This window comes from methane-oxidizing endosymbiont of Gigantopelta aegis (assembly GCF_016097405.1).
GTDB lineage: Bacteria > Pseudomonadota > Gammaproteobacteria > Methylococcales > Methylomonadaceae > Methylomarinum.
Genome location: NZ_JAEHGD010000002.1, coordinates 170,392 through 196,775, shown reverse-complemented (window position 1 = coordinate 196,775; position 26,384 = coordinate 170,392). Strand labels below are relative to the sequence as shown.

General features: G+C 44.9%; 25 protein-coding genes and 1 pseudogene. 7 read left to right on the top strand and 19 right to left on the bottom strand.

Going from position 1 to position 26,384, the window contains the following annotated elements:
• Positions 1-7: 7 nt before the first annotated feature.
• From darT to JEU20_RS11695, 15 genes and pseudogenes are all read right to left on the bottom strand, one after another.
• Positions 8-652: a type II toxin-antitoxin system toxin DNA ADP-ribosyl transferase DarT gene (darT, locus tag JEU20_RS11755; protein ID WP_198246318.1), complete on the bottom strand. Its 645-nt coding sequence runs from the start codon at positions 650-652 to the stop codon at positions 8-10.
• Between the two features lie 77 nt (positions 653-729).
• Positions 730-990: pseudogene (locus JEU20_RS11750) on the bottom strand (restriction endonuclease subunit S); the annotation flags it as partial.
• A gap of 32 nt (positions 991-1,022) precedes the next feature.
• On the bottom strand, positions 1,023-1,601 hold the full coding sequence (locus JEU20_RS15350; protein ID WP_245395192.1) for an IS630 family transposase: 579 nt from the start codon (positions 1,599-1,601) through the stop codon (positions 1,023-1,025).
• Positions 1,602-1,630: 29 nt separating this feature from the next.
• Positions 1,631-2,047 (bottom strand): helix-turn-helix domain-containing protein, encoded by a 417-nt coding sequence (locus tag JEU20_RS15345; RefSeq protein WP_198245250.1) that lies wholly within the window; start codon positions 2,045-2,047, stop codon positions 1,631-1,633.
• A 39-nt stretch (positions 2,048-2,086) separates the two neighbouring features.
• Entirely contained in the window at positions 2,087-3,025 is a 939-nt protein-coding gene (locus tag JEU20_RS11740) for a restriction endonuclease subunit S (protein ID WP_198246316.1), read from the bottom strand.
• Positions 3,026-3,141: 116 nt separating this feature from the next.
• On the bottom strand, positions 3,142-4,185 hold the full coding sequence (locus tag JEU20_RS11735) for a PDDEXK nuclease domain-containing protein (RefSeq protein WP_425356714.1): 1,044 nt from the start codon (positions 4,183-4,185) through the stop codon (positions 3,142-3,144).
• A 247-nt stretch (positions 4,186-4,432) separates the two neighbouring features.
• On the bottom strand, positions 4,433-4,855 hold the full coding sequence (locus JEU20_RS11730) for a GxxExxY protein (RefSeq protein WP_198246314.1): 423 nt from the start codon (positions 4,853-4,855) through the stop codon (positions 4,433-4,435).
• 35 nt (positions 4,856-4,890) lie between these two features.
• On the bottom strand, positions 4,891-6,438 hold the full coding sequence (locus tag JEU20_RS11725) for a type I restriction-modification system subunit M (protein WP_198246312.1): 1,548 nt from the start codon (positions 6,436-6,438) through the stop codon (positions 4,891-4,893).
• A 154-nt stretch (positions 6,439-6,592) separates the two neighbouring features.
• Positions 6,593-7,084, bottom strand: a complete 492-nt coding sequence (locus JEU20_RS15340) for an IS630 family transposase (protein ID WP_245395270.1) — start codon at positions 7,082-7,084, stop codon at positions 6,593-6,595.
• Between the two features lie 29 nt (positions 7,085-7,113).
• Entirely contained in the window at positions 7,114-7,590 is a 477-nt protein-coding gene (locus JEU20_RS15335; RefSeq protein WP_245395243.1) for a helix-turn-helix domain-containing protein, read from the bottom strand.
• 191 nt (positions 7,591-7,781) lie between these two features.
• Positions 7,782-8,393 (bottom strand): ABC-type transport auxiliary lipoprotein family protein, encoded by a 612-nt coding sequence (locus tag JEU20_RS11715; protein ID WP_198246310.1) that lies wholly within the window; start codon positions 8,391-8,393, stop codon positions 7,782-7,784.
• Complete coding sequence (locus tag JEU20_RS11710) at positions 8,390-9,274, bottom strand: MlaD family protein (RefSeq protein WP_198246308.1); 885 nt, start codon at positions 9,272-9,274, stop codon at positions 8,390-8,392. Before JEU20_RS11710 ends, JEU20_RS11715 begins: the two co-directional genes overlap by 4 nt.
• Positions 9,264-10,028, bottom strand: coding sequence for an ABC transporter ATP-binding protein (locus JEU20_RS11705; protein WP_198246306.1), 765 nt, complete (start codon positions 10,026-10,028; stop codon positions 9,264-9,266). Before JEU20_RS11705 ends, JEU20_RS11710 begins: the two co-directional genes overlap by 11 nt.
• Complete coding sequence (locus JEU20_RS11700) at positions 10,029-11,183, bottom strand: ABC transporter permease (protein WP_198246304.1); 1,155 nt, start codon at positions 11,181-11,183, stop codon at positions 10,029-10,031.
• A complete protein-coding gene (locus tag JEU20_RS11695) occupies positions 11,184-11,639 on the bottom strand; it encodes a low affinity iron permease family protein (protein ID WP_198246302.1) in 456 nt (151 codons plus the stop codon).
• Positions 11,640-12,023: 384 nt separating this feature from the next.
• Between JEU20_RS11695 and JEU20_RS11690 the strand changes: the two genes are divergently transcribed.
• The 3 genes from JEU20_RS11690 to JEU20_RS11680 all read left to right on the top strand — a co-directional run bounded on the left by JEU20_RS11690 (position 12,024) and on the right by JEU20_RS11680 (position 16,068).
• Positions 12,024-14,273 (top strand): spermidine synthase, encoded by a 2,250-nt coding sequence (locus JEU20_RS11690; protein WP_198246300.1) that lies wholly within the window; start codon positions 12,024-12,026, stop codon positions 14,271-14,273.
• Positions 14,274-14,460: 187 nt separating this feature from the next.
• Positions 14,461-15,177: an MBL fold metallo-hydrolase gene (locus JEU20_RS11685; RefSeq protein WP_198246298.1), complete on the top strand. Its 717-nt coding sequence runs from the start codon at positions 14,461-14,463 to the stop codon at positions 15,175-15,177.
• 12 nt (positions 15,178-15,189) lie between these two features.
• Positions 15,190-16,068, top strand: coding sequence for a sulfite exporter TauE/SafE family protein (locus JEU20_RS11680; protein ID WP_198246296.1), 879 nt, complete (start codon positions 15,190-15,192; stop codon positions 16,066-16,068).
• Between the two features lie 40 nt (positions 16,069-16,108).
• Here JEU20_RS11680 and JEU20_RS11675 read toward each other — a convergent pair whose 3' ends face one another.
• From JEU20_RS11675 to cysZ, 3 genes are all read right to left on the bottom strand, one after another.
• On the bottom strand, positions 16,109-18,139 hold the full coding sequence (locus JEU20_RS11675; protein WP_245395242.1) for a sodium-translocating pyrophosphatase: 2,031 nt from the start codon (positions 18,137-18,139) through the stop codon (positions 16,109-16,111).
• 29 nt (positions 18,140-18,168) lie between these two features.
• Positions 18,169-20,307 carry a cation:proton antiporter gene (locus JEU20_RS11670; RefSeq protein ID WP_198246294.1) on the bottom strand — a complete coding sequence of 713 codons (2,139 nt, stop codon included), beginning with the start codon at positions 20,305-20,307 and terminating at the stop codon, positions 18,169-18,171.
• 182 nt (positions 20,308-20,489) lie between these two features.
• Positions 20,490-21,236 (bottom strand): sulfate transporter CysZ, encoded by a 747-nt coding sequence (gene cysZ, locus JEU20_RS11665; RefSeq protein ID WP_198246292.1) that lies wholly within the window; start codon positions 21,234-21,236, stop codon positions 20,490-20,492.
• A 106-nt stretch (positions 21,237-21,342) separates the two neighbouring features.
• On the opposite strand from cysZ, the gene ubiG reads away from it, so the two are divergent.
• Genes ubiG through sufT form a run of 4 tightly spaced genes read left to right on the top strand, consistent with a single transcriptional unit; the run spans position 21,343 to position 24,004 of the window.
• Complete coding sequence (gene ubiG / locus JEU20_RS11660) at positions 21,343-22,044, top strand: bifunctional 2-polyprenyl-6-hydroxyphenol methylase/3-demethylubiquinol 3-O-methyltransferase UbiG (RefSeq protein WP_198246290.1); 702 nt, start codon at positions 21,343-21,345, stop codon at positions 22,042-22,044.
• A gap of 8 nt (positions 22,045-22,052) precedes the next feature.
• Positions 22,053-22,727: an HAD family hydrolase gene (locus tag JEU20_RS11655; RefSeq protein WP_198246288.1), complete on the top strand. Its 675-nt coding sequence runs from the start codon at positions 22,053-22,055 to the stop codon at positions 22,725-22,727.
• On the top strand, positions 22,718-23,449 hold the full coding sequence (locus JEU20_RS11650; protein ID WP_198246286.1) for an SDR family NAD(P)-dependent oxidoreductase: 732 nt from the start codon (positions 22,718-22,720) through the stop codon (positions 23,447-23,449). The genes JEU20_RS11655 and JEU20_RS11650 overlap by 10 nt, the downstream gene beginning before the upstream one ends.
• 3 nt (positions 23,450-23,452) lie before the next feature.
• Positions 23,453-24,004 carry a putative Fe-S cluster assembly protein SufT gene (gene sufT, locus JEU20_RS11645; RefSeq protein ID WP_198246284.1) on the top strand — a complete coding sequence of 184 codons (552 nt, stop codon included), beginning with the start codon at positions 23,453-23,455 and terminating at the stop codon, positions 24,002-24,004.
• A gap of 122 nt (positions 24,005-24,126) precedes the next feature.
• On the opposite strand, the gene JEU20_RS11640 is transcribed toward sufT, so the two are convergent.
• Positions 24,127-26,334, bottom strand: coding sequence for a copper-transporting P-type ATPase (locus JEU20_RS11640; protein WP_245395241.1), 2,208 nt, complete (start codon positions 26,332-26,334; stop codon positions 24,127-24,129).
• Positions 26,335-26,384 lie beyond the last annotated feature (50 nt).

Here is a 26,384-nt window from a genome sequence, read left to right as displayed (position 1 = left end):
CCCCTCCTCAGTAATACCAGTTGCGCTCAACGCTCAATCGCGGCTGGTGGCTTGCTGTGCTTAAAGCGGTGCTTACCTGCTGAACCTGCGCTTGTGAATAGACGCCGATTGCTTCAACCAATGTCCACGAAAATTGCTCTTCCAACAAAAATTCAGCTTGTTTGCCTTCTTTACATTGTGACCAGCTATGGGCATTAACCGCATTCCAATCTATCTTATCCAAGTCTGTTATAGCACAATAGTCATTAAAATAGGATGATCCAGCATTGGAATCAGTAAAAGCCCATCGCTTATCGTTCTGTTGTGCCCAATCAATCACCCTGTGCAGGTCGGCTTGCAGATGAATAATGGGCTGTTGACCGCCTTGATAGACTATATCCTCGTGGGTTTGCCTGGAGAGAATAAACAGCATAATAGAACGAGGGCAGAAATAAAACGGCACGCATTGCCCGACCGTTAAACCCTGATGACTTGTCAAAGGGTTGCTCAACCGCCTCTGCTTAATATGTGGCATACCAATCATGGTTCCGCCCAGTCCTTTTTGCTGAACTGCTGCGTCACTCCATAAGCAACCTTCACTGATAATCGATGCGAGCCTGTCCATATGCACAATGTGATAAATTTTCGGATGCTGCGGAACCTTGTTACTCATACGAAAAAAACCTTACATAATCAACCACAGATAAACACGGATGGACACAGATGTTTCTCTCTCTTTTCAATCTGTGTTTATCTGCGTTCATCTGTGGTTTCTCCTTCAGGAAAGCTTAGCAGTAGATCGCGGTAATATTCATATTGCTTTTGCCGCAGCTCAATCTCACGGGGCAAGCCTTCGCTGATGGAGGTAGTAAGCGTGTCGAATTTGTCGAGAATGGCGACGATGCGGGCTTGTTCGGCGCGGGGTGGGGTAGGAATTTTAATGCTATTGAGGTTTTTCTTATTTAGTTTCGGCTGAGCAGATCCTGAAATATATGGAGTTAGATTAATACTATACTCTCCGCACATGAAAATAGAGCAAACCATCATGCACCGATAATTTGAAAATTCTCAGTTAAAAGTGAGCGCAAATTGTCGACATGCTTTTCTGGCTCAGAAAAGAATGTCTCGCAGGCTATTTTGAATTCTTTGAATGTTTCATAATACTGGTCATATAAGATTTCTTTCTTGAAATATCGCCAGTACCGTTCAATCAAATTAAGATTCGGCGCATACGGCGGTAAAAACACTAATTCAATTCGCGACATTTCAAGAAATTGTCTGACAGCCTTTGATCGGTAGTAGCGTGCATTATCGCAAATGATGTAAATAGTCCCAGCCTTCGGGTAACGTTCTTCAATCGCCTTACAAAGATCAATCGTTGCCTCGCCATTGATGGTGTCATAGAAGCGGCAGACAGTATCCAGAGAATCGATATTGACTGCACCGTTGACATTGAGACGTTGACGCCCGGTATTACTCTGAATCGTGAATTCCACACCACGCTTAATCCAACCACAAGCCATTACAGGATTATGTTGTGGATGAACACCATCCATGAACAATATCAAGTCTTCGGGCTGCTTGTCTTCCTTTAGTTGTTGATATTTCTCAAGGAACTCCAGTTGGGCTTTTGCATTAGCTTTGCCGGGTATCAGCTTGGGCTTTTATAGACATAACCCAAGCGATGCAGCAAGGCTGTCACACCGCGTTCACTATAGCGAACCTGCCAACGCTCTTTAATGTAAGCTGCAACCGATTTAGCGGTTAAGTGAAGATTTTTCTGCAGATATTCATCCAACTCGGTCGCTTCTGAAACCGATAAGAAACTGGCACTTCCAACATGCTGAGTTTGTAGGAGTTTAGCAAGACCACCTTTCTTATATTTTCGATAGTAGGTACGGATTGTATTGCGGTCAATGAGAAGTGCTTCGGCAACGTTTGTTGCTGACCAGCCTGAACCTAAAAGAATGATGGCTTTAACTCGGTCTGCATCACGTTTTTCTCGAAGCTCACCATGGGCTTCGCGCAAATCGGCTAATTCAGTCTCTGGAAGGGTGTAATTCGACATGGCCTTATTTTATATATTTCACTCCATTACGTCATCTTTTTATGCTAAATTCTCATTTGCGAAGAGTATATTTAGATAGTACTCGACATATCTTCTCTCAGCGTATGTCTCGAACTTTAAAACATGGGCGTGATTATTTACCCAATTTTTTCCGCTGATACTGAAAGCGATTGGTGTGCTTCTAGCTAACAAGTTTGCCCCATCCTCTGACACAAGCAAAAAATCCCCGTCAAAAATATAGTCTTTGACATAGTCAACTATGCCTGATGCTCCATAGTACGGAATCTCACCGGGCTCTCTAAGATTGCTTGTTATCGGTTTGCGCTGTGAATCAAGATTCTCGGCCACCTCCCCCAAAGTCTTCCATTCCACTTCCCCCTCTTCAAAGGTAAGCAACTTATCGCGATAATAGTTGTATTGCTTTTTGCGGGCGGTCAGCTCGGTGGTCAGCTCGGTGGTCAGCTCGGTGAAGGTGTCGAGAATGCGCACAATCTCCCCCTGTATCGCCAGCGACTTTTCCGGATTATCAGGGCATGGGATGGGGATTGGAATTTTTGCCACCTGATTACTCATAAGCTTGGGGTTCCCCATGCCCGAATAAACATGCTTTTGGGCTTCAGTTGAAAGCCAATAAAATAGAAATTTTAGGCTAAGAGGCAGTGTTCCGTTACCTTTAATCACGCCACAAACATTAGTAATTGAAAATTTCCCCAAACGATAAAAAACCGTGCCAGCATTAGCACCATCTGTTGTCCAACTAACAAACTCGCCATCAAAATCGAAAGTCCCAATTTTTCCGATCATTCCGTTATTTGCTGTTTGAGAGCTATACACAGGATATTCACCAGCGTTTTCAGCCAAATAGCCTTTCGACATAACTCGACCTCGTCGTAATACTGCAACCTCCCCCAACGGCAACCACGCCACCTCAGCCCCATCCAGCAACTTCTCCAAAAATCTGTGTTTATCCGCGTTCATCTGTGGTTCCTATCCCTCAATCTCTGCATCTTTAACCACAGATAAACACAGATGGACACGGATATTTTTATCTCTTTTTAATCTGTGTTGATCTGCGTTCATCCGTGGTTGCTTGCTCATAATTCACCTCCCTGCAACTCCCGTTCAATCTGCTCAATACTGGGCAGGTTGGTTTCCAGGTGTTCAGGCAAGGACTCTTGCAGTTTGTATTCAGCAATGCCCATGGGCTGGGTTTTGTCGCCTAGCGCATATTCCGCCACCACCTTGTTTTTACTCTTGCACAGCAACAGGCCGATGGTGGGATGGTCTTCAGCCGCTTTGACCTGACGATCCACGGCGGTGAGATAAAAGCCCAGTTGCCCGAGGTGTTCGGGCTTGAAATCACCGGCTTTTAATTCAATCACCACATAGCAACGCAGCTTCAAGTGATAAAACAGCAGGTCGATATAGAAATCGTCTCCCCCGACCTCCAGGTGAACCTGTTTGCCGACAAAGGCGAAACCAGCGCCCAATTCCAGCAAAAATTCTGTGACATGGCGTAGCAATGCCTGCTCAATGTCTCGCTCCTGAGCCTCAGCAGCCAGCCCCAGAAAATCAAAACGGTAAGGGTCTTTAAGTGATTCTCGGGCGAGGTCAGATTGTGGCTTGGGCAAGCACTGTTCAAAATTGGTGACGGCAGCACCTTCGCGTTCAAGTAGTCTGGTTTCGATCTGTGTGACCAACACATTGCGCGACCAGCCATGTTCAAGCGCTTTTTGGGCATAGGCAAGGCGTTCTTCTCGTTGTTTCAACTTAGTCAGCAGCACTAGGTTATGCCCCCATGGCAATTGTGCAACAGCCTGTTGCACAAATTCGACATCGCTCCAGGCTTCGGCAAATGCACGCATATATTTTAGGTTTCGTGATGAAAACCCTTTCATATCGGGAAAGGCAGTGCTCAGATCATGTGCCAGCCGTTCTATGACCTTTGAACCCCATCCTTGTGCGTTTTGCCGTATAAGAATATCATTCCCGATCTGCCAATAGAGCATAATCAATTCGCGGTTTACTGCCAGTGTTGCACGCTGCTGGGCAGTGTGAATCCTGTTTTTTAATTCAGCCAGCCAGTCGCCATAGCCTTCGGGCGGCTCCGTCAGTGAAACGGATTTATTTTCCAGCATATCTACTTGCTCCTGATTTTAACCACAGATAAACACAGATGGACACGGATATTTTTCTCTCTTTTTAATCTGTGTTTATCCGTGTTCATCTGTGGTCTTTTTACTCTGTGTTGATCAGCGTTCATCTGTGGTTCCTTTACCATTAACCATTCTTTTGATTTGTACTTTAGGGAAGTGCTGATTTATTGGCGTCCTGCCAAAAATCAGCTCAAGAAAGGAAAAGCGTGGTTTTCCTTTCTCTTACAAATCAAACGCTTACGCTATTGATTTGGCAGCCCGTCCATGGGCTGCACGGAAGCACTGAATAGATCAGCGCTTCCTTAGGGGTGCCAAAATTTATAAGAATCCCTAAATGCAAGCCTGTTGCTTTTAGATAATTAAGTAGTTGTGCCTGATGTCTTTCATTGAGCGATTGCACTGCCTTAATCTCGATAATGACTTGTTGATTAACCAATAGATCAGCAAAGTATTCGCCAATCACTTTCCCCTTGTAGCTAATGGTAATGGATTTTTCTTTCTCTACCTGAAAGCCTGCATCCAACAACTCAAGATGCAATGCATTTTGATAAACCTTTTCTAAAAATCCAGCCCCAAGCGTGTTTGATACATTAAATGCATATCCAATAATTTTTTCAGAAATCGAATTCAATCTGTGTTTACCTGCGTGCATCTGTGGTTCCTTGCTCCTGCGTTTTGCTGTAGTCCCTATCCCTCAATCTCCGCCACAATGGCATCAATCTCCGCCCGCAGGCGGTCAATTTTGGCAACCGTGGTTTTGAGTTCGGCATTGAGCTGGGTAATGTCGATCACCTCGCGGGTGTCTTTTGGCTCTACATAGGCGCTGACGGAGAGGTTGTAGTCGTTTTCCCTGATTTTCTCGAAGGGCACGGTTTCAGCGATATGGTCAATTTTTTCCTTGCTGTCGAAGATGCCCATTATCCGCTCGATATGGGCGTCGGTGAGCACATTGTTGTTGGTCTCTTTTTTGAAGAAATCCTCACCACTGGCGTCAATAAACTGGGTGGTGGTGTCCGTTTTGTGTTTGGATAGCACCAGAATGTTCACGGCGATGGATGTGCCGTAAAACAGGTTGGGCGCAAGCGCAATCACACTTTCCACATAGTTGTTGTCGATCAGATACTGGCGGATTTTCTTTTCCGCTCCGCCACGGTAAAAAATACCGGGAAAGCAAACGATGGCGGCGCGGCCTTTGCTGGAGAGATAATTCAAGGCATGCAGCACAAAGGCAAAGTCGGCTTTGGATTTGGGGGCGAGCACACCGGCAGGGGCAAAGCGTTCATCATTGATTAGGGTGGGGTCATCTGAACCTATCCACTTCACCGAATAGGGCGGGTTGGAGACGATGGCATCAAAGGGTTTGTCATTGCCAAAATGCGGGTCGGTCAGTGTATTGCCTAGCTGAATATTGAATTTGTCGTAGTTGATGTTATGCAGAAACATATTCATACGGGCAAGGTTGTAGGTGGTGTGGTTGATCTCCTGCCCCCAGAAGCCATCTTCGATGATGTGCGCGTCAAAGTGTTTTTTGGCTTGCAGCAACAGCGAGCCGGAACCACAGGCGGGGTCGTAGATTTTGTTAACGCTGGTTTGCTTGTGCATGGCAAGCTTGGCAATCAGTTTGGAGACATGCTGCGGGGTGAAAAACTCGCCACCGGATTTGCCCGCATTGGCGGCGTAGTTGCCAATCAGGAACTCGTAGGCGTCGCCGAACAGGTCGATGTGGTTGTCTTCAAAATCACCAAAATCCAGCCCGGCCACGCCTTTTAACACAGCGGCCAGGCGGCTGTTTTTGTCTTTGACGGTATTACCGAGTCGGATACTGGTGGTGTCAAAGTCGGCAAACAGGCCATTCATGTTGGGCTCGGAAGCGTAACCGCTGGCGGAGGCTTCTATTTCGGTTAAAATTTTGGCCAGATGCGTGTTCAGACTTTCATTGGTGTTGGCGTCGGCAGCGACATTGGAAAACAACTGGCTGGGGTAGATAAAATAGCCTTTAGTTTTAATGGCATCGTCTTTGATTTCCGGGGTGATCACCTCATCGTCCAGTTCTGCATAGTTGATACTGTCGTCACCACCTTCAATGTAATTGACAAAATTTTCACTTATAAAGCGATAGAATAGTGTGCCGAGTACATATTGTTTAAAATCCCAGCCGCTAACTGAGCCACGAACCTCGTTAGCAATTTGCCAAATTTGGCGTTGCAGCACTGCGCGTTGTTGGGTACTAGTCATGGTGCTCCTGTTTTAATTTGTGTTAAAAGGTACCTACTCGCACGGTAATCATTTAGTGGGCGTAGGGTATTGAGTTTTTCAGGCTTGTGCAACATCCATGTTGCACAGAGCTACATGGATGTATACTCTCCGCACATGAAAATAGAGCAAACCATCATGCACCGATAATTTGAAAGTCGACATGCTTTTCTGGCTCAGAAAAGAATGTCTCGCAGGCTATTTTGAATTCTTTGAATGTTTCATAATACTGGTCATATAAGATTTCTTTCTTGAAATATCGCCAGTACCGTTCAATCAAATTAAGATTCGGCGCATACGGCGGTAAAAACACTAATTCAATTCGCGACATTTCAAGAAATTGTCTGACAGCCTTTGATCGGTAGTAGCGTGCATTATCGCAAATGATGTAAATAGTCCCAGCCTTCGGGTAACGTTCTTCAATCGCCTTACAAAGATCAATCGTTGCCTCGCCATTGATGGTGTCATAGAAGCGGCAGACAGTATCCAGAGAATCGATATTGACTGCACCGTTGACATTGAGACGTTGACGCCCGGTATTACTCTGAATCGTGAATTCCACACCACGCTTAATCCAACCACAAGCCATTACAGGATTATGTTGTGGATGAACACCATCCATGAACAATATCAAGTCTTCGGGCTGCTTGTCTTCCTTTAGTTGTTGATATTTCTCAAGGAACTCCAGTTGGGCTTTGCATTAGCTTTGCCGGGTATCAGCTTGGGCTTTTTATAGACATAACCCAAGCGATGCAGCAAGGCTGTCACACCGCGTTCACTATAGCGAACCTGCCAACGCTCTTTAATGTAAGCTGCAACCGATTTAGCGGTTAAGTGAAGATTTTTCTGCAGATATTCATCCAACTCGGTCGCTTCTGAAACCGATAAGAAACTGGCACTTCCAACATGCTGAGTTTGTAGGAGTTTAGCAAGACCACCTTTCTTATATTTTCGATAGTAGGTACGGATTGTATTGCGGTCAATGAGAAGTGCTTCGGCAACGTTTGTTGCTGACCAGCCTGAACCTAAAAGAATGATGGCTTTAACTCGGTCTGCATCACGTTTTTCTCGAAGCTCACCATGGGCTTCGCGCAAATCGGCTAATTCAGTCTCTGGAAGGGTGTAATTCGACATGGCCTTATTTTATATATTTCACTCCATTACGTCATCTTTTTATGCTAAATTCTCATTTGCGAAGAGTATATCTACGCGTCCTGAAAAATCAATACCCTACGCCCAGTGTTTCTAAAGGCGTGAGTAGCTACATTAAAAGTATAAAAAATGTAGCGCTTGCGTTTCATGCATTTGGCAGTACGCTTTATGGACTAACAAAGATTTTCCTGCAACCAGAGTACTAATTTGTCGGCGACGCTTTGTGAAGCTTGATTGAGGGCTTCAACGGCACCACGCGCATTCATGGTGGCAACGGAGTGATGCTCTTGGATATGTCTTACATCGATCACATGCCGCGTTTTGGTATCTAGCAGACGAAATTCCATATTGATACTGACTTCGGAATGGGATTTATCCAAAATAAGTTGCCTAAATTCCAGTAACTCACTTTCAAGTAAATAATCTGCTTTAGACACTGACGCACCACTAACAACGGCTTTAAACATCTCTGCGCTTTGTAGGGTTTGCTGAAATAGCTTACCCAATAATCTGACTGGCGCATCACTCCAGCGACTATACGCATAATGATTGAGTTGGTTTGGGCTATCCGAATAAATAATATCTTGGCTAGTATAGGGTAGTAATGCGTTGATTTGAGTTAGGCGAATAATTTTGGTTTTCGCCTGACAGTGTTTAACGGAAGAATGTACGCCGGTGCTCTGGTAATTAAGTGTATAGGTCTGAATGGGCGGTATTGATTCCACCATGCAAGCATTCAAAAACAACATCGTCACAAAAATACCTAGTATTCGTATCTGTCTCATTGTTCTTCACCCGGCCCTGGTTTGACTTGAGAGCGTTTAAAAAGCAAATCGCCCGGACTATCTTCAAATGACTTCAGCGTGCGCTGCAGGTCATTGGTCAAAAAGGTCATTTGTGTCACGAGCTGATTAAATCCTGTCAAACTGGTACTGAGTTCATTGGATAATTCCTGTCCTAAATCGCCATAACTGGTATTGAGTTTGTCTGACATCGCTTTGACGCTCGCAGCGGCAGTCGCCACTTTGTCAAAGGATACAGTGACGTGTTGCTCCATTTTAATGCCTTGTTTAATCAGTTTTTTGATCGCCGGCAGTTGCTGTCTGACTTCTTTGATCAATCCATTCGTTTCATCAAGCATTTGTTCAAGGTTTTTCAGGTTTTTATCGCTCAACAAATGTACAAATTTATCCATCGCCATCACCGCCTTCCCTGTCATGTCAGTAACCGATTCATCGATGCGGGCAAAAATGGATGGCCGTGCGGGAATCACGGCAATATGGTCTTCGTCGCTCAACAGTAACGGCGAATCTTTTTTACCGCCGCTGAGTTCGATATAGGCTAAGCCGGTCAATCCAAATAATTTGAGTGTGGCCGTCGTATCTTGTTTGATGGGTACACCTTGCTTGATTTTCAACAATAATTCGACTTGTTCGGGATTATCTTTACGCAAGTCGATTTTAGCGACGGTGCCAATATTGACACCGCGATATTTGACAGCCGCATCGGCGCTTAAACCGGCGACCGACTCGGTCATATAAACTTTGTAGTAGGTATAGTCTTGATCGGTACCGTATTTGGCTAACCAATATATAAAATAAATCAGCCCACTTGCCAGTAACACAACAAACAAACCCACGACGGTATAATTTATTCTAGTTTCCATGCCGACTCCGAATACGTCCCCGCTCACCTTTGAAAAAAGCGTCGATAATAGGGTGCGAGTTTTGCATCACCGTGTCTAAATCACCCTCCGCCACCACTTTTTTATCCCCTAATACCGCAAAGCGATCGACAATGGTCCAAATTGAATCCAGATCATGAGTCACCATAACCACCGTCAAACCCAATATGTCACGTAACTCCATGATCAATTGATCAAAGCCTTCTGCACTGACAGGGTCTAAACCCGAGGTAGGTTCATCGAGAAACAATAACTCAGGATCCATGGCCAAGGCCCTGGCCAATCCTGCCCGTTTTATCATGCCGCCGCTTAATTCAGCCGGATATAAGTCTGCGGCATGTTTAGGTAAGCCCACCATATTGAGTTTTATGTTGACAATATCTGCAATCACATCAGACGATAAGTTAGTGTATTCTTGTAGCATGACGGCAATATTTTCAGCCACGGTCAACGATGAATAGAGTGCACCTGATTGAAACAGAATACCCCATCGGCGGCGTAATTGTTCAGCCTGAAATGGATTTAACGCCATAACATCATAGCCGAGTACCGTAATTGACCCTGCCTGAGGACGCAATAATAAAATAAACTCGCGCAATAAGGTCGATTTACCTGAACCGCTCCCGCCCAGCAAACCATAAATTTCACCTGTATTGACGGTTAAAGACACGCCATCATGCACGACATTATCACCAAACCGGGTCACAATATTACGGGCTTTAATGATGACAGACATTCAAATACCTAACTCGGTCAAAATCACGGAAAAAACAGCATCGCAGGCAATCACTAGAAAAATGGCATTGACCACACTGATGGTGGTGTAACGGCCGATACTTTCGGTATCCCTAGCCACCTGAAAACCATTAAAACAGCCAACCACCGCAATCAACCAAGCAAAAAACGGACCTTTGCCAATACCAATCCAGACATGCTTAACCGCCAATACATTCTGCAAACGGTGAAGGAATTCATTAAATGATAAGTTTAAATGCAGGTTCGAAATCAGCATCCCCCCCGCAATACCAATGATATCGGCAAAAAAAATCAGCAAGGGTAAGGCCAGCATCAAGGCAATCATGCGTGGTAAAACCAAAAAACGATGTGGCTCAAACCCCATAGTCCGCATGGCATCAATTTCTTCGGTCAGTTTCATGACACCTAATTGTGCGGTATAAGACGATCCGGTTCGGCCGGCGACAACAATTGCCGTAATCAACGGCGCTAATTCGCGGGTGATAGAAATGCCAATCATATCGACGATAAAAATATTGGCGCCAAATTTTTCCAATTGCACTGCGCCTTGGTAAGCGATGACAACACCAATCAGGAAGCTGGTCAATGCAATAATCGGTAACGCCTTAAAGCCGGCATCATCGATATTTTTGATAATGGCTTTAATTCGGAATGCGCTAGGATGACGCAGAGAATAGAGAAAATGAATAAAACTCTCACCGATAAAGGCTAAAAAATTTGCTAACGTGTACCACACGCCAACACAGCGTTTGCCAATATCATCCAAAACAGAAACAATCGCTGAGGGTTGAGCGGGGCTTTCTGATGCGGCCTCAACCGTTCTGTGTTTTTGCAGCAAATCGTACAAGCGTACAAAATCCTGGCTTTGGCCTCTGAACTCAACCGTGCAACCTTGTTTTTTTAGCTGTTCAAGTGCCTGTATATGAAGCAACATTCCTGCCGTATCAATTCGTCCAATCTCAGAAACATCCCACTGCAAAGTAACGTTATGCAAGGATCTAATGCATTTCTGTAATAATGGCTTCAGTTCCCCAAGTAAATCGGCATGCCAATCGCCACGACTCGTCCAAACTGCCGTCTCTGAAGAGGTTTTGGTACAAGCTAAATGGGGTAATAACGTCCTTGTTTCTGTCATTTAATCGGCAGATGTCTCTTTGCGGGCGTCCTTCGCCAGTTTTAAGTAATAATCATGTAACAATTTCAATTCTTTTTCTTCTAATATTTCAAGGTCGATAAGATCATTTTTTGCCCCTTCCTGCGCACGAATGAGCTCATCCAGTTTAATATGCAGGGCTTTACTGTCTCTGTTTTGCGTATGCTGGATCAAAAAAACCATCAAAAAAGTAACAATGGTTGTCGCCGTGTTGATAATCAATTGCCAGGTATCTGAAAAACCAAATACGGGACCACTCAACATCCACAGTAAAATAACCCCCAATGCACTGTTGAAAGCAATGGGCTTACCTGTCATGTCTGATGCAAGCCGGCAAAAATGATCAAATCGATCATTCCATTTTTCGTGATTACCAAAAAAGAAATCCAAAATAATCGGGTAAACCTCAGGCTGTAATATTTTATTTTTTTCTGCCATTTCAACCCCTCTTGAGCATATTAAAAACCTCTTAACTGTATACCGCTCAAATAAAATTTACAATTATACTTTTCGTGTAACTACTCACCCCTTCAGACACATTGGCCGTAGGGTATTGATTTTTCAGGCTTGTGCAACAAGGATGTTGCACAGAGCTACATGGATGTATCTACGCGTCCTTAAAAATCAATACCCTACGGCCTCTAAATGATTACCGTGCGATTAGTTACCTTTTCGTATAGGCATTCGACACCATCAATACTTGATTTTGAATAATTTGCCCATAAAAATATTTTGTAAACGCAAACGATTCCGGTTAATATTTCTCCTACAGAAAATGGTTTTGACTCCATACAATTAAACTCAAAATCAATGGTGAAGACGATGGATATAGCTCATTCGAGCGAAACCCGCCGAGATTTCGCTTCTGTTGTATTTTTTGCACTGACACTCTTTATGAGTGCGTCTTTAATGTTTATTTTGCAGCCCATGTTCGGCAAGCTGCTATTACCCGCGCTAGGTGGCGCCGCATCAGTCTGGAACACCTGTATGGTGTTTTACCAAACATTGCTTTTTGTGGGCTATTTATATGCCCATTACCTGACGCGCCATTTCCCCCCGAAACAACAAATCCGCGTACACAGTGGGTTATTACTGTTGAGTTTGCTCTTTATACCCATCGGCATTGTGCAAACTGAAGCACCACCCACAGACAACACCCCTGTATTTTGGCTATTATCCGTCTTATTTGGCAGCATCGGATTACCCTTTTTCATTTTATCGACCACCTCGCCGCTGATTCAAAAGTGGTTTTCCTGTCTCGGCCACGCCCATAGCAGCGACCCTTATTTTCTGTCTATCGCCAGCAACAGTGGCAGTTTACTGGCTTTACTCAGTTATCCGCTCATCTTTGAATCGCAGCTAGGTCTCTCCGATCAACAACGTTTCTGGAGCATGGGATTTGTGTTGCTATTGGCTTTAGTGTTGCTTTGTATGGCTTTTTATAAGCAGAGCCGGCAAGATATTGCTCTAATATTCAAACCAGCCGCTCACCTTCTCTCAAAACCGAACCTGGCCCAACAACTGTATTGGTTGATTTTAGCGCTGGCACCTTCCAGCTTGCTGATCGGAACAACACATTATCTCAGTACAGACATCGCGTCCGTTCCTCTGTTGTGGATTATTCCACTTGCACTTTATCTGCTGTCATTTATTCTGGTATTTTCCCGCTATAATGACAGCCTCCACCCCTGGATTTCGCGGTTGCAACCGTGGATAGTTGTTCCCTTCCTAATTTATTTTTTGTCTGACGAAAAACTGGCTGATTACAGCCTGGAGCTGATATTACACCTGCTCATCTTTTTTATCTGCATCATGTTCTGTCATGGCGAATTAGCACGCCGCAGACCCCAACCTGAATATTTGACCCAATATTATTTAATCATGTCCTTAGGTGGGATGTTAGGCGGTGTTTTTAATAATTTTGTAGTGCCTTTTGTGTTTGACGATTTATATGAATATCCATTGATGATTATCACAGCACTGATGCTAAATACCGTAACAAAAAAACGCCATGCCCCTATTCCTAAAAAAATATTCCTGGTATCGCTACTGCTTTATTTGATGTTTTTTGGCTTGATTGTTTATCAATACCATCAAGATATTGCCAACAACGCACTCATTGCCCTCATTGTCATCGCGATTCTCAGCAACTATTTCATGTTTCATAAAAACATGCTGTACCTCTTTTTATACAGCAGCCTGTTGGTCTCCTGTACCACGTCATTCACCCAACAAAACGAACAAACCTTAATGAAAACACGTAATTTTTATGGCGTGTTGAGTGTGACGCAAACGACACTGCCTAACAACGATAGCGGGCTGGAGAATGATATTCTGCACGCCATGTATAGCGGAACCACGCAACATGGCGCGCAACTGGTCAATAATAATAATCAATGTACCCCGATCAGTTACTATAGTGTCCAAGGGCCGATTGGCCAGGTATTTCAGGCTTATCAAGATAGCAGTACAGACTGGAATATCGGCATCGTAGGACTGGGCAGTGGTGCATTAGGCAGCTATGCGACACCGAATCAACATTGGCATTTTTATGAATTAAACCCCGCCGTTATCCGCATGGCGACCACGCCTGCCTATTTCAGTTATCTGCAGGATTGTATGTCGCAGTATGCGATCTATCCTGGTGATGCCCGGTTGACGTTGGACAAACAAGCTAACCAGCATTTTGACCTACTGGTCATTGACGCCTTTACCTCAGATGCCATTCCCACTCATTTGTTGACCCGGGAAGCCATTGAGCTTTACCTGGCACGTTTAACTAAAAACGGTATCCTCGCTTTCCATATTTCCAACCATTATCTTGATCTTGAACCGGTTTTAGCTGACCATGCCCACCAGTTAGGGCTTTATGGTCTGATTCAAAAACACCGCCCGCAAAGCAAATCGCAGATTTTTGCCTCTGACTGGGTTTTATTGTCAAAAAATATGACTATCTTCAGTCCCTTGTTGACTCAAACACAACACCAGTGGCGCCAATTAGCGACAAATACAACGTTCAAGCAGAGTTGGACAGATGACTTCACCAGCCTGATCAGTGTTTGGAAGCATTAGCGGAGTACCCATTGATAGCATTTTACTACCACCTTGCCGCTGTTCGTGTTGTCAAATTTCAGAAAATGCTTCGTTATCCAGCATGATCCCGTGTATCCCTTTTGCGATAGCGATCGCTATAGGGATAATTGGACATTTTACGTATATTAGTGTTTAATAATGTTCTGTTCTATTTACGGAAAAGATCATGATTTTCAGACAATTTTTTGAACCAGTTAGTAGCACCTATACTTATTTACTCGGTTGCGAATACAGCGGTAACGCTATCTTGATTGATACGGTCGCAAGTCAAACAGATTTTTATATTCAACAATTGGATGAGCTGGATCTGGACTTGATCTATACCGCAGAAACGCATGTCCATGCCGATCATATTACGGCGGCGGCTATCTTGCGCGAACGTATAGGCAGTAAAAGCATCGTCCACCGCGATGCAGGGGCCTTATGCGCCGATTTATTGGTCACCGATGGCGTCATCTTGCAGGTAGGTGAAATTATCATCAAAGTACTGCATACGCCGGGACACACGAATGGTTGTGTCAGCTATTTGCTGGATGATCGTGTATTTACCGGTGATTGTCTGTTGATTAACGGCTGCGGCCGCACCGATTTTCAGCAAGGCGATGCCAAAACCATGTATGAAAGCATCACCCAAAAACTGTTTACCTTGCCTGATGATACGCTGGTTTATCCCGGCCACGATTATAAAGGCATGACGGTTTCGACGATAAAACAGGAAAAAGCGTTAAATTCGCGCCTGGGCAATCAAAAAAGCCGTGAAGAATTTATCGAAATCATGAACAACCTCAACCTGCCCTACCCTAAATTTATCAACGAAGCCTTACCGGCCAATCAATCTTGTGGACAAGTTGAGGCTGACGACGGCCAGATTGTTCAAGGCTAAGGGCGCCCAAACATGACGCTTATTGCGCTATTATCGATTGTTATCGGCATTTTGCTGGGTTTACTCGGTGGCGGCGGCTCAATTCTGACCGTGCCTGTTCTAGTCTATCTAGCCGAGCTTTCGGCCCAGAAAGCCATCGTCACCTCATTGATTGTAGTATGCCTCACCAGCCTGATTGCGGTGGTTCAACATGCCCGTCATCGCCGTGTCTGTTGGAAGACGGGGCTTACCTTTGGTATCGCCGGCATGCTGGGTGCATTTTTTGGTGGCCAATTATCCGCTTATATCCCCGATCCTATCTTGCTGGTGCTGTTTGCACTGATCATGATCATAGCTTCGATCTCGATGATTCGGAAACCCAAAAATGCACAAGCACCGGTACAAAATTGCGAAGAAAACTTCTGCCCAAAAAATCTTCCTGTTTCGGCGATTTTGTTGGATGGTGTCCTGGTGGGCCTAATTACCGGGTTAATCGGTGTCGGCGGCGGCTTTTTACTGGTTCCGGCATTGACATTGTTGGCAGGCCTTCCGATTCAGGCTGCGATTGGCACATCCTTGTTTATCATCGTATTGCAGTCAATTTCAGCATTAGCCGGTCATGCAGGTCATATTGATTTAAATATTCCACTCACAGCGACAGTTACACTCTGTGCCATTCTAGGCAGTTTTGTCGGCAGCTATTTATCCCGCATCATCCACACGCATTATCTAAAACCGGGCTTTGGTGTATTTGTATTATTGCTAGGCAGTTTTTTGCTTTATCAAGAAATGTCACAACAATTGATCACACAAATCCATGATTTAATCATCCAGCATCAGGAATTTCTGCTCGGCGGTCTGAGCATTTTATTCATCCTGGCATTTTACCGTTTTTGGGCTTGGTTACATTAACTTCGATCTACACGCCTAATCAGCGAATATTGATAGCCTCTCAAGTCAATAATGGTGCAATAACTAAGGATACAATCGACATCAGTTTAACCACGATATTAAGCGAAGGTCCTGAGGTATCTTTGAAAGGATCTCCCACAGTATCACCACAAACAGCAGCCTTATGTACATCACTGCCTTTACCACCATAAGCACCGCCTTCAATCAGTTTTTTAGCATTGTCCCAGGCACCACCGGCATTTGCCATAAACAAGGCCATCAAGACCCCCGCTAGCAGGGATCCTGCCAGCAAGCCGCCTAATGCTTCTTTATTCAACAAAAAACCCACCAACACCGGCGTTGAAATCGTGACTAAACCTGGCAAAATCATTTCCCGCAACGAGGCTTTAGTTGAAATTTCGATACAGCGGGCCGAATCGGGTTTAACATCACCTTCCATCAGGCCTTTGATTTCACGAAATTGACGACGCACCTCTTCCACCATCGCCTGCGCTGCTTTGCCTACCGAATCCATCGTCATCGACGCAACCAGAAAAGGCACTGAACCACCAATAAATAAACCAATCACAACGAGCGGATTCAATAAATCGATTTTGTCCAGATGAGCTGCCTGGGCATAGGCGGAAAACAGTGCTAACGCCGTCAATGCCGCCGAACCAATCGCAAACCCCTTCCCCACCGCTGCAGTCGTGTTGCCAATCGCATCAAGCGAATCGGTTATTTTTCGCGTTTCAGGGCCTAATTCAGCCATTTCACTGATACCGCCGGCATTATCGGCAATCGGCCCATAAGCATCCACCGACATCGTGACACCTGTCGTCGCCAACATGCCCACGGCGGCAATGCCGATACCATATAACCCGGCTGAATAATAAGACACAAATATCGCCACACAAATCCCCAAAATAGGCAATACAACCGAACGCATACCAATACCCAATCCTGCAATAATATTAGTAGCGGGCCCAAACTTAGAGGCTTCAGCAATTTTTTCAATCGGGCTTTTTGCGGTGTAATAATCGGTTACACGACCGATAAACACGCCAGCCAATGTGCCACCAAACAGGGCCCAGAATGGCCCATCCACCGATGTTATCCGTTCGTCGTGATAAAACTGAATGCCAGTTTGATGAATCAAAACATAAGCCATGCCAAGAAATAACAGCGCCGCAATCCAGGTTACAGCTTCTAAGGCATGTGCCGGATGACGATTTTTTAAAACCTGCATCGCCAACACGCCGATGATCGAAGAAAAAAGTCCTAATACAATCAACGCAATAGGTAAAATCAATGCTTTTGTCTGCATGACGTCGCTATCGACAAAATTTGTCGCAGCCGATGCGATCACGATAGAAGCCACCACCGAACCAACATAAGACTCAAAAATATCGGCCCCCATCCCTGCCGTATCGCCGACATTATCGCCGACATTATCGGCTATCGTTGCAGGATTTCGGGGGTCATCTTCAGGGATGCCGGCTTCGACCTTACCGACCAAATCCGCACCCACATCGGCTGCTTTGGTGTAAATGCCCCCGCCAATACGCGCAAACAAAGCAATCGATGACGCCCCCATAGCAAATCCGCTCATGATGGAATAATTCGCCACTTTAGAAGGATCAATCAATAGAAAAACGATCGCCAAGCCGGTCAGCCCCAAAGAGGCAACCGAAAGCCCCATCACCGAACCACCACCGAAAGCGATCATCAGCGCCGCACCCATACCTTGCTGATTGGCCGCCGCAGAGGTTCTGACATTGGTCTTTGTGGCCGCCTTCATACCAAAAAAACCGGCCAGCATAGAGCAGGTCGCACCGCCTAAAAAGGCAAAAGCAGTCGCCGGATTGATTTTAAAGTAAATCAAACTCGCCACAATCAACACAAAAATAACCAGAATCCGGTATTCTGCTTTTAAAAACACCATGGCGCCTTCGTGAATCAAGTCGGCAATCTGTTGCATTTTTTCACTGCCTGCATCGACTTTTAGAATCAACCTATAAATAATAAATGCCAATAACAAGCCACCTGCTCCGGCAATCGGCGCGGCTGCTGTAAAAATTTCGATATTCAAAGGAATTCTCCTGTTGTCAATACACGTAACTAATGCGTAAATTGTTCAAAACGGGTTTCTTTTTCCAGCAATTCCTTTTGCAACATAATGCTCAATTTAGGGGTGATGATTTCGTTTTTTGTTAAATAATTTAATGTTTCCTGTTCTTTCAGCAAGATCGTTTTTTCGCCTTGTTGCAGATTATAAGCGGTAACGAGTTCATAATTTTCTTCAATCATCAAATCGAGATTTCGTTTCGTATTCTCTGCAATTTTTTGATACAACTTAATCGTTTTCTGCAACGCTTCAGCGTCATCAAATATTTCTTTGAGACTAGGGGCTGTTGCCGTTTTGAAAATCCCCCTAGTGTTCGGCAGGTTTTGAAGGTGGGCAATGGCATCCTTTAACAATTTATACTGGACGCGGTAATACACATACAATTCCTGAGGCGTCAATAACGGCGAAGGTAAAAACAAAATACGCCGGATAAAATTGATCAGTGCCTCAATCATATCGACCGGAAAGCGTTCGTTGATGGATTTTAATTGTGGCTGCCCTTTCTCTACCCGCTTCATTTGAATATCCAAAAGATTCAGTATTTTTTTGTAGATTTTTTCATTAATTTCGCCACGTCGATAAATTTCCTGCAATTTGGCTTTTTCGGTACCCAAAACAAAAACGCGCAACAATCTTTCAGACTGTTTCCTATCATCACCAATTTTTTGGCGGAACTCTTGCATGACTTCATCATGTTTTTGCTGATAGATTTTAATCAGCTGGCTATACAGGCGTTGGGTTATTTTTTTCTCCAACAACAAGCGATCTAGTGTTTTTATTACCTCATCGAAAATCAATGCCTTACTTTTAAAATACCCTACCTCTTCAAATTCAGTCAAAGCATCGATCTTCAAGCTGTGAATGACTTTTTCAATACTCAACGCTTTAACTAATAGCGTAAAATAAATGCAGCCAATGACAATCGCAGTCAAAAATTCCTTGATAGTAAACGCATACTGCCATTGCGGCAGAGTTAAATCATCCGGAATCAACAACACCATGATGACCGCTAAAGAGCCGCGCAAACTTCCCCAAGACAATAAATGCATCCACCGTAATGGAATCGGCTCTTCTTTTTTGATCAGATTGAGAAACCCCAATGCCGGATAAATAGCCACCGCACGACCAATCATGACGATCACAATCGCAATCGCAATTGGCATCACTGCAATATGCAAGGAAATAGATTGTTCAACGAACAACAGCCCCATCAAAATAAACACCAATGAATTGGCGATAAAGGCGAAATATTCCCAAAACTTCTCCATATATTCTTCAACACCCGATGACATTTTATAACGCCCAAAATTACCAATGACCATCGATGCCACCATGGTCGCGATAATGGGTGAAAAGTGCATAAAATGCCCTGCAATCACGATATGCTCGGAAATCACTTCCGTCAAAATAAACGTAAAGTGGGCAACCAGCAGCGTCAATGTAATTTCCAGATGTTCATGCCCTCTTACCCATTCGATCATCTTGGAAAACAAAAAACCCATGAAAAGACCGAATAAAACCCCGCCAAACAGCATAATACAAAAATCCAGTCCCCCGTCGACCAATGCGCTCCAGCTGGTTGCTCCGGTAGACATAACACCCAGGATAACCAAAAAAGCAGCGAATGCTGTTCCGTCATTGAGCAGACTTTCCCCTTCGAAGATTAAGGTTAAACGCCTTGGTGCGCCATATTGTTTAAACAATGCCAAAACGGCAACCGGGTCAGTCGCTGAAATAATGGCGCCAAACAACAACATGACCATAAGCGGTACATGAAAGCCGAGATAATTAAAGATATAGTAGCCAGCCACGCCAATAAATGCCGTCGATAACAATAAACCGACGATGGCTAACAGACTGATAGCCCGGATATTGGCCAGCATGTCATCAATCTTGATGTTGTAGGCCGACTCAAAAATCAGGATGGGAAGAAAAACAAAAAACAGTAATTCCGGCGTTAAATCAAGGCTGGTGATAAAAGAAAAGCTTTCGATACTGGCCAATGGCACCAATAAAGACCCCACAATCACCAACAAAACGGTGTACGGAAGTTTTATCTTTTCAGCAATGACATAAACAGCCAATGAAATCAGTATCAAACTGAATAACGACAGGAACACATCAAGATTCATTAATTCACCATTCCTTCAACGAGATGAAAAATAGACGCTTTGCACATGTGTTGTATTTACCCATAGTTGACTTTTTGTCGAAAACAGATGAAAAAGCGGCGACTAGGCGATGAAAATGCATATGCGAAGCGTTTATATGCCAAAAGCACCATTTTACTGTGAAACGCCCCCCCGGATAAAACTTATTTAGATTCCTGTTTTCCGCTTACAGCGTTGTTTGTACCATAAAAAAACACCGTCGCAGCAATCACCGCCGCTGGCGCCATCAGCAAGTTGACAACAGGAATAGTAATGCCCAGCACCACAATCCCACCAAAGATCAGAGCAGATAAACGATTTTTTTGTAAAACCTGACGCTGTTCACTGAACAACAAACCTTTATTTTCCAATGGATAGGCCATATATTCGAGCGCACAGCCCCACGCACCAAATAACGCCCACAACAGCGGCGCAATCAAGTTGACCACCGGTATCACAAATAACAGCAACAAAGGCAGCATTCGACTCAATAAATAGCCGATACGCTTTATCTCGGCCAAGAGTACTTTAATCATCGGCTGCTCTTCAATATCGACCTTGTCGCCACTTAACAATTCTTCCGTTCTGGCCGCAAGGTGACTATAAAAGGGTGACGCGATCAAATTGGCTACCAAGGTAAAGGTAAAAAAGCCGGTCATCAAAAAACTGATGAAAAACAACGGCCACAGCAACCATTCCAGCCAGGAGAGCCAGTCAGGTATCGCAGAGTTGATCAGATCAGTCAGGTAAAAATATCCTAATACAAACAAGCCACTGTACAGTAAAATATTGATCAGCAAAGGTAATAAAAAGTATTTTCTAAGCTCTTTACGCATTAACCATTGAAACCCTTTTAACAAGCATTGAATGGCAAAAAGCGGATTTTTCTGTTGTGCTGTCAATTCAAACATTGAAGACTCCTCTGAAAATGCACCTTTGAAATAAAAACCGATGACAAATCGACGTAAAACCAAGCAATATAGTAAACTATTGGCCTGATTATCTTAAAAATACATTATGACCGAAAACGTACACGCACACGAAATTGAAAAATTTGGCGCCCAGGCGGAACGCTGGTGGGATCCTGATGGTGAATTTAAAACCTTGCATCAAGTCAACCCGTTGCGATTGCAATTTATCCAAAAATACGCTGATATTGCAGGCAAGCGCATCGTCGATGTCGGTTGTGGCGGCGGTATTCTGACCGAAGGATTAGCTCGCGCCGGCGCCGATGCATTAGGTATTGACTTAAGTGAGGATTTAATCGATATCGCCGAATTACACAGCCTGGAGTCGGGGGTTCAGGCAAAATATCAGAAAATAAGCGCCGAACAATTGGCCGCAGAACAACCGGAAAGTTTTAATCATGTTACCTGCATGGAAATGCTGGAACATGTTCCAGATCCGGGCGCCATCATTAAAGCATGTAGCCAATTAGTCAAACCGGGTGGCATGGTATTTTTCTCGACCCTGAACCGAGTACCTAAAGCCTGGTTGCTGGCCATCGTCGCGGCAGAACATTTGCTAAAAATGGTTCCAAAAGGCACCCATGAGTATAAAACCTTCATCAAGCCTTCCGAACTCAGCCAATCGGCCCGCGACGCCGGCCTGGAGTTACGCGGCATGACCGGAATTGAATACAATCCCATCAGTAAACGCTTTCGCTTAGGCCGTGACATCAGTGTTAATTATATTGCTGCCTACCAAAAGCCCGAATAGCTAAAGACATGCAATCATTACAACCGGCTTGCATCTTATTTGACCTAGATGGCACTTTAATCGATACTGCGCCGGATTTACTCACCTGTTTAAATCTAGCGCTTAAGCAGCATCAAGCCACAACCATCGATGAAAATAGTCTGCGTCCCTATATTTCCTATGGCGCATTGGCAATGATCGAACGTGCACTGCCAAATTGTAATGACGATAGCAAACAGACAATCTTGCACACCATGTTAGATTTATACCAACACAACATCGCCGTCCATAGTCGCTATTTTGATGGTATGGAGCAAGTTCTCGATGAACTCGACAGCCACAACATAAAATGGGGTATTGTCACTAACAAGCGGGAACGCTTTACCTTGCCTCTAATGTCGGCATTCGGCTTAGATCGGCGCGCTGCCTGCATTATCAGTGGCGATACCACAACTAACAGCAAGCCGCATCCTGAGCCAATGCTAAAAGCCTGCGCTAAAGCCAATACACCGCCAGAGGCTTGTATTTATATTGGTGATGCCAAACATGATATAGAAGCCGGAAAAAACAGTGGCATGATGACAATGGCAGCGCTCTATGGCTATTTAAAGCCCGATGACAAACCTGAGTACTGGGGAGCGGATATCCTAATTGAATCTCCCCAACATCTTTCAGACTGGATACAAACACACTTATGCAATTAACCGATCACGTTATCTTAATCACCGGTGCCGGCGGCGGTCTCGGGGGCACTGCGGCTCTCGCCCTGGCAAAACAAGGCGCGCATATTATTTTGCTGGATAAAATCATCCCTAAAATAGAACAGGTTTATGACCGGATTGTCGCGGCCGGCGGCGTTGAACCGACCTTGTATCCATTTGACTTAGCCGGTGCCAATGAACAACAGTATCAAGAATTAGCTGATACGCTGGAAACTCAATATGGCAGCCTGCAAGGATTACTGCATTCGGCCAACGACTTGAGCGCCTTCAGCCCAGTTGAAACGATTCGCCCGCACGAATGGGCACAAACCTTAAGCGTCAACCTGAATGCACCCTTTTTGCTGACCCAGAAACTATTGCCGCTACTCAAAAAAAGCGCACAGGCCAGCATCGTTTTCACATCCGATGACTCGATTCAATCCTATCCAGCCTATAAAGGCGCTTATGGCGTTTCCAAACTAGCACTGGAAGGCTTTGCCAAAACCCTGGCGGCCGAACTGGAAAGTCGTAATCAGGTGCGAGTCAATATTTTATATCCTGGCTTGGTCGATTCACCAATGCGCAAAAAAGTTTATCCGGCCGAAAACAAATCCCGTCTGGCACCGATGAACTCGCTGGATCGATTGTATGTCTATCTGTTCAGCAATCAAAGTCTCGGCATGACCGGACAGACCTTTTCAGCACAAACCTTTAATCCATCTTAAATTATGTCAGAAAGAGAAGTTGTTACCTTAACCCGTGATGTCAACGTCATTACCATCCCCGATGGCAATCATGGCACTTTAAGTAAAGGCCATGAAGTGACCATTCATCAATCTTTAGGCTCCAGTTATACCGTCATTACCGAGCACGGCCATATGGTACGCATTGCTGGCAGTGATGCCGATGCATTGGGCAAAGAACCCCATGAATTACATACTCTGGTCGAAGACACCTCGCCGGAAGCTGTAGAAAAGAACTGCTGGGAAGTCATGAAAACAGTTTATGACCCGGAAATCCCCGTCAACATCGTCGATCTTGGCCTGGTCTATGACTGCAAGGTCACGCCAGCCGAAAATGGTGAAGGCAATGATGTTCATGTCACGATGACCTTAACGGCCCCCGGTTGCGGCATGGGTCCTGTTATCCAAGGCGATGTTGAAAAAGCGATTCGAGCATTGCCAGGCGTCAACTCGGTCAATGTCGAAGTGGTTCTAGACCCACCCTGGTCTCGGGAAATGATGTCTGAAGTCGCACAGGTTCAATTGGGACTGTTTTAACTTATTGACTGATGTTACGCAGACGTAACTTGTATGATGAATTTACAAGAAGAATTAACCTTAACCATGTAGGGGCAATTCATGAATTGCCCCTACGGATCAGAAGCTGGGTTTAAGTCTCATCATAACGATAAATTCCGTAACCGCAACGCATTAAAAATCACTGAGACCGAACTAAAACTCATCGCCGCTGCCGCAATCATAGGCGACAGCAGAATACCAAAAAACGGATACAATATTCCAGCAGCAACCGGTACACCCAAACTATTATAAAAGAATGCAAAGAACAAATTCTGGCGAATATTACGCATAGTGGACACACTCAAGCGACGCGCTTTCACGATACCCATTAAATCACCTTTTACCAATGTCACATCCGCACTTTCCATAGCCACATCCGTCCCCGTTCCCATCGCGATTCCCACATCAGCCTGTGCTAGTGCCGGCGCATCATTGATTCCATCTCCTGCCATGGCGACCACTTTCCCTTGACTCTGTAATTGTTTAATCACCTGGGCTTTTTGTTCGGGCAAAACCTCTGCAACAACATCATCGATGCCCAGACGCGCAGCCACCGCATTTGCACTGGTCAGGTTATCCCCCGTCAACATAACGACTTTGATATTCAAATCATGCAACGCTTTTAATGCCTTAGCGGTTGTCGCTTTGATTGGATCAGAAACTGCAATTAAACCAGCTGCCTTGCCATCAATACCGACAAACATGACCGTTTCGCCATTTTTACGCAAATTTTCTGCATCCCGGGTCAGAGCTTCGATATTGATTCCCATTTCCTGCATTAACCGGGAATTGCCTAATGTCACTGTATGGCCATTGACCTGCCCTTGCACACCTCGGCCCGTCAGCGCTTGAAATGCCATAACGTCTGATAAATCGACCCCTCTCGATAAAACATCTTGAACAATAGCCTCAGCTAATGGGTGCTCACTCGCACGCTCTAAACTGCCAATCAGCTGTAAAAACGTCTTTTCATCAATATCGGCTACTGGTTTCACCTGGGTTAATTTAGGCTTTCCTTCCGTCAATGTTCCGGTCTTATCCACCACTAAGGTGTCAACTTTTTCCATCAATTCCAATACTTGTGCATTTTTAATCAAGACCCCAGCAGTCGCTCCGCGGCCAGTGCCTACCATGATAGACACGGGTGTGGCCAAACCTAAAGCACAAGGACAGGCAATAATCAGCACAGCCACGGCATTCACCACGGCATGCGCCAGACGTGGTTCCGGCCCAAACCACCACCAAATAAACAATGTCAATAAAGCAATTAAAATGACTAAAGGCACAAAATACCCTGCGACAGTATCCGCCAGTTTCTGAATCGGCGCCCGACTACGTTGCGCTTCACTCACCATCTGAACGATCTGAGCTAGTAGTGTTTCGCGCCCCACTTTTTCCGCTTCAATCAGCAAACTGCCAGTACCATTAACTGTCGCCCCTATAACATGGTCGCCCGGTTTTTTACTGACTGAAAGTGGCTCACCCGTCACCATCGACTCATCGACAGTCGAATGCCCTTCCAATACAATTCCGTCCACTGGGATTTTTTCACCCGGTTTAACTCTTAATCGATCGCCGACCTGCACCTGCGCCAGTGGAACACGCTCTTCATCGCCTTGTGCATTAACTCGTGTCGCCGTTTTTGGCGCCATTCCCAACAATAACTTAATCGCCGCACTGGTTTGGCTGCGCGCTTTTAATTCCAAAACCTGGCCTAATAAGACCAACGTTGTAATAACGGCGGCAGCTTCAAAATAAACACCGACCGCGCCACTTTCATCACGCATAATAGCGGGAAAAACATTAGGCCAAAACGTGGCGACCAGACTATATCCCCATGCCACACTGATACCGAGTGAAATCAAGGTAAACATATTTAAATGACGATTAATGATGGATGCCCAGCCTTTTTGAAAAAAAGGCCATCCACACCACCACACGACCGGTGTCGCCAAAACAAATTCAATCCATTGAATGGTTTGAGTTGTCAGTTTGCCAGCTAATAACCCAGGCATTAAATCATGACCCATCGCCAGAATAAATAGCGGTAAAGTCAACCCTAGCGCAATCCAAAATCGCCGCATCATGTGCATAAGTTCGGCATTGTCTTCATCATCGGCCTGAATTTCTCTAGCCTCCAACGTCATACCACAAATAGGACAATCACCGGGAGCATCACGCACGATTTCAGGATGCATGGGACAAATGTATTGAATCGTCGATGCCTCATCAGTGATATTGACAGGTTCTAGTGTCATGCCACAAATAGGACAATCTCCCGGATGATCTTGTCGGACTTGTGGATGCATGGGACACACATATTGCCCACTCGGGCTTGCTAAATGATGAGTTTTTTCTT

Bases quoted from the DNA above. Each gene is read 5' to 3' on its own strand.
- darT (WP_198246318.1), bottom strand. From the start codon at position 652: ATGAGTAACAAGGTTCCGCAGCATCCGAAAATTTATCACATTGTGCAT.
- JEU20_RS15345 (WP_198245250.1), bottom strand. From the start codon at position 2,047: ATGTCGAATTACACCCTTCCAGAGACTGAATTAGCCGATTTGCGCGAA.
- JEU20_RS11740 (WP_198246316.1), bottom strand. From the start codon at position 3,025: ATGAACGCGGATAAACACAGATTTTTGGAGAAGTTGCTGGATGGGGCT.
- JEU20_RS11735 (WP_425356714.1), bottom strand. From the start codon at position 4,185: ATGCTGGAAAATAAATCCGTTTCACTGACGGAGCCGCCCGAAGGCTAT.
- JEU20_RS11730 (WP_198246314.1), bottom strand. From the start codon at position 4,855: ATGCACGCAGGTAAACACAGATTGAATTCGATTTCTGAAAAAATTATT.
- JEU20_RS11725 (WP_198246312.1), bottom strand. From the start codon at position 6,438: ATGACTAGTACCCAACAACGCGCAGTGCTGCAACGCCAAATTTGGCAA.
- JEU20_RS15335 (WP_245395243.1), bottom strand. From the start codon at position 7,590: ATGTCGAATTACACCCTTCCAGAGACTGAATTAGCCGATTTGCGCGAA.
- JEU20_RS11715 (WP_198246310.1), bottom strand. From the start codon at position 8,393: ATGAGACAGATACGAATACTAGGTATTTTTGTGACGATGTTGTTTTTG.
- JEU20_RS11710 (WP_198246308.1), bottom strand. From the start codon at position 9,274: ATGGAAACTAGAATAAATTATACCGTCGTGGGTTTGTTTGTTGTGTTA.
- JEU20_RS11705 (WP_198246306.1), bottom strand. From the start codon at position 10,028: ATGTCTGTCATCATTAAAGCCCGTAATATTGTGACCCGGTTTGGTGAT.
- JEU20_RS11700 (WP_198246304.1), bottom strand. From the start codon at position 11,183: ATGACAGAAACAAGGACGTTATTACCCCATTTAGCTTGTACCAAAACC.
- JEU20_RS11695 (WP_198246302.1), bottom strand. From the start codon at position 11,639: ATGGCAGAAAAAAATAAAATATTACAGCCTGAGGTTTACCCGATTATT.
- JEU20_RS11690 (WP_198246300.1), top strand. From the start codon at position 12,024: ATGGATATAGCTCATTCGAGCGAAACCCGCCGAGATTTCGCTTCTGTT.
- JEU20_RS11685 (WP_198246298.1), top strand. From the start codon at position 14,461: ATGATTTTCAGACAATTTTTTGAACCAGTTAGTAGCACCTATACTTAT.
- JEU20_RS11680 (WP_198246296.1), top strand. From the start codon at position 15,190: ATGACGCTTATTGCGCTATTATCGATTGTTATCGGCATTTTGCTGGGT.
- JEU20_RS11670 (WP_198246294.1), bottom strand. From the start codon at position 20,307: ATGAATCTTGATGTGTTCCTGTCGTTATTCAGTTTGATACTGATTTCA.
- cysZ (WP_198246292.1), bottom strand. From the start codon at position 21,236: ATGTTTGAATTGACAGCACAACAGAAAAATCCGCTTTTTGCCATTCAA.
- ubiG (WP_198246290.1), top strand. From the start codon at position 21,343: ATGACCGAAAACGTACACGCACACGAAATTGAAAAATTTGGCGCCCAG.
- JEU20_RS11655 (WP_198246288.1), top strand. From the start codon at position 22,053: ATGCAATCATTACAACCGGCTTGCATCTTATTTGACCTAGATGGCACT.
- JEU20_RS11650 (WP_198246286.1), top strand. From the start codon at position 22,718: ATGCAATTAACCGATCACGTTATCTTAATCACCGGTGCCGGCGGCGGT.
- sufT (WP_198246284.1), top strand. From the start codon at position 23,453: ATGTCAGAAAGAGAAGTTGTTACCTTAACCCGTGATGTCAACGTCATT.
- JEU20_RS11640 (WP_245395241.1), bottom strand. From the start codon at position 26,334: ATGCATCCACAAGTCCGACAAGATCATCCGGGAGATTGTCCTATTTGT.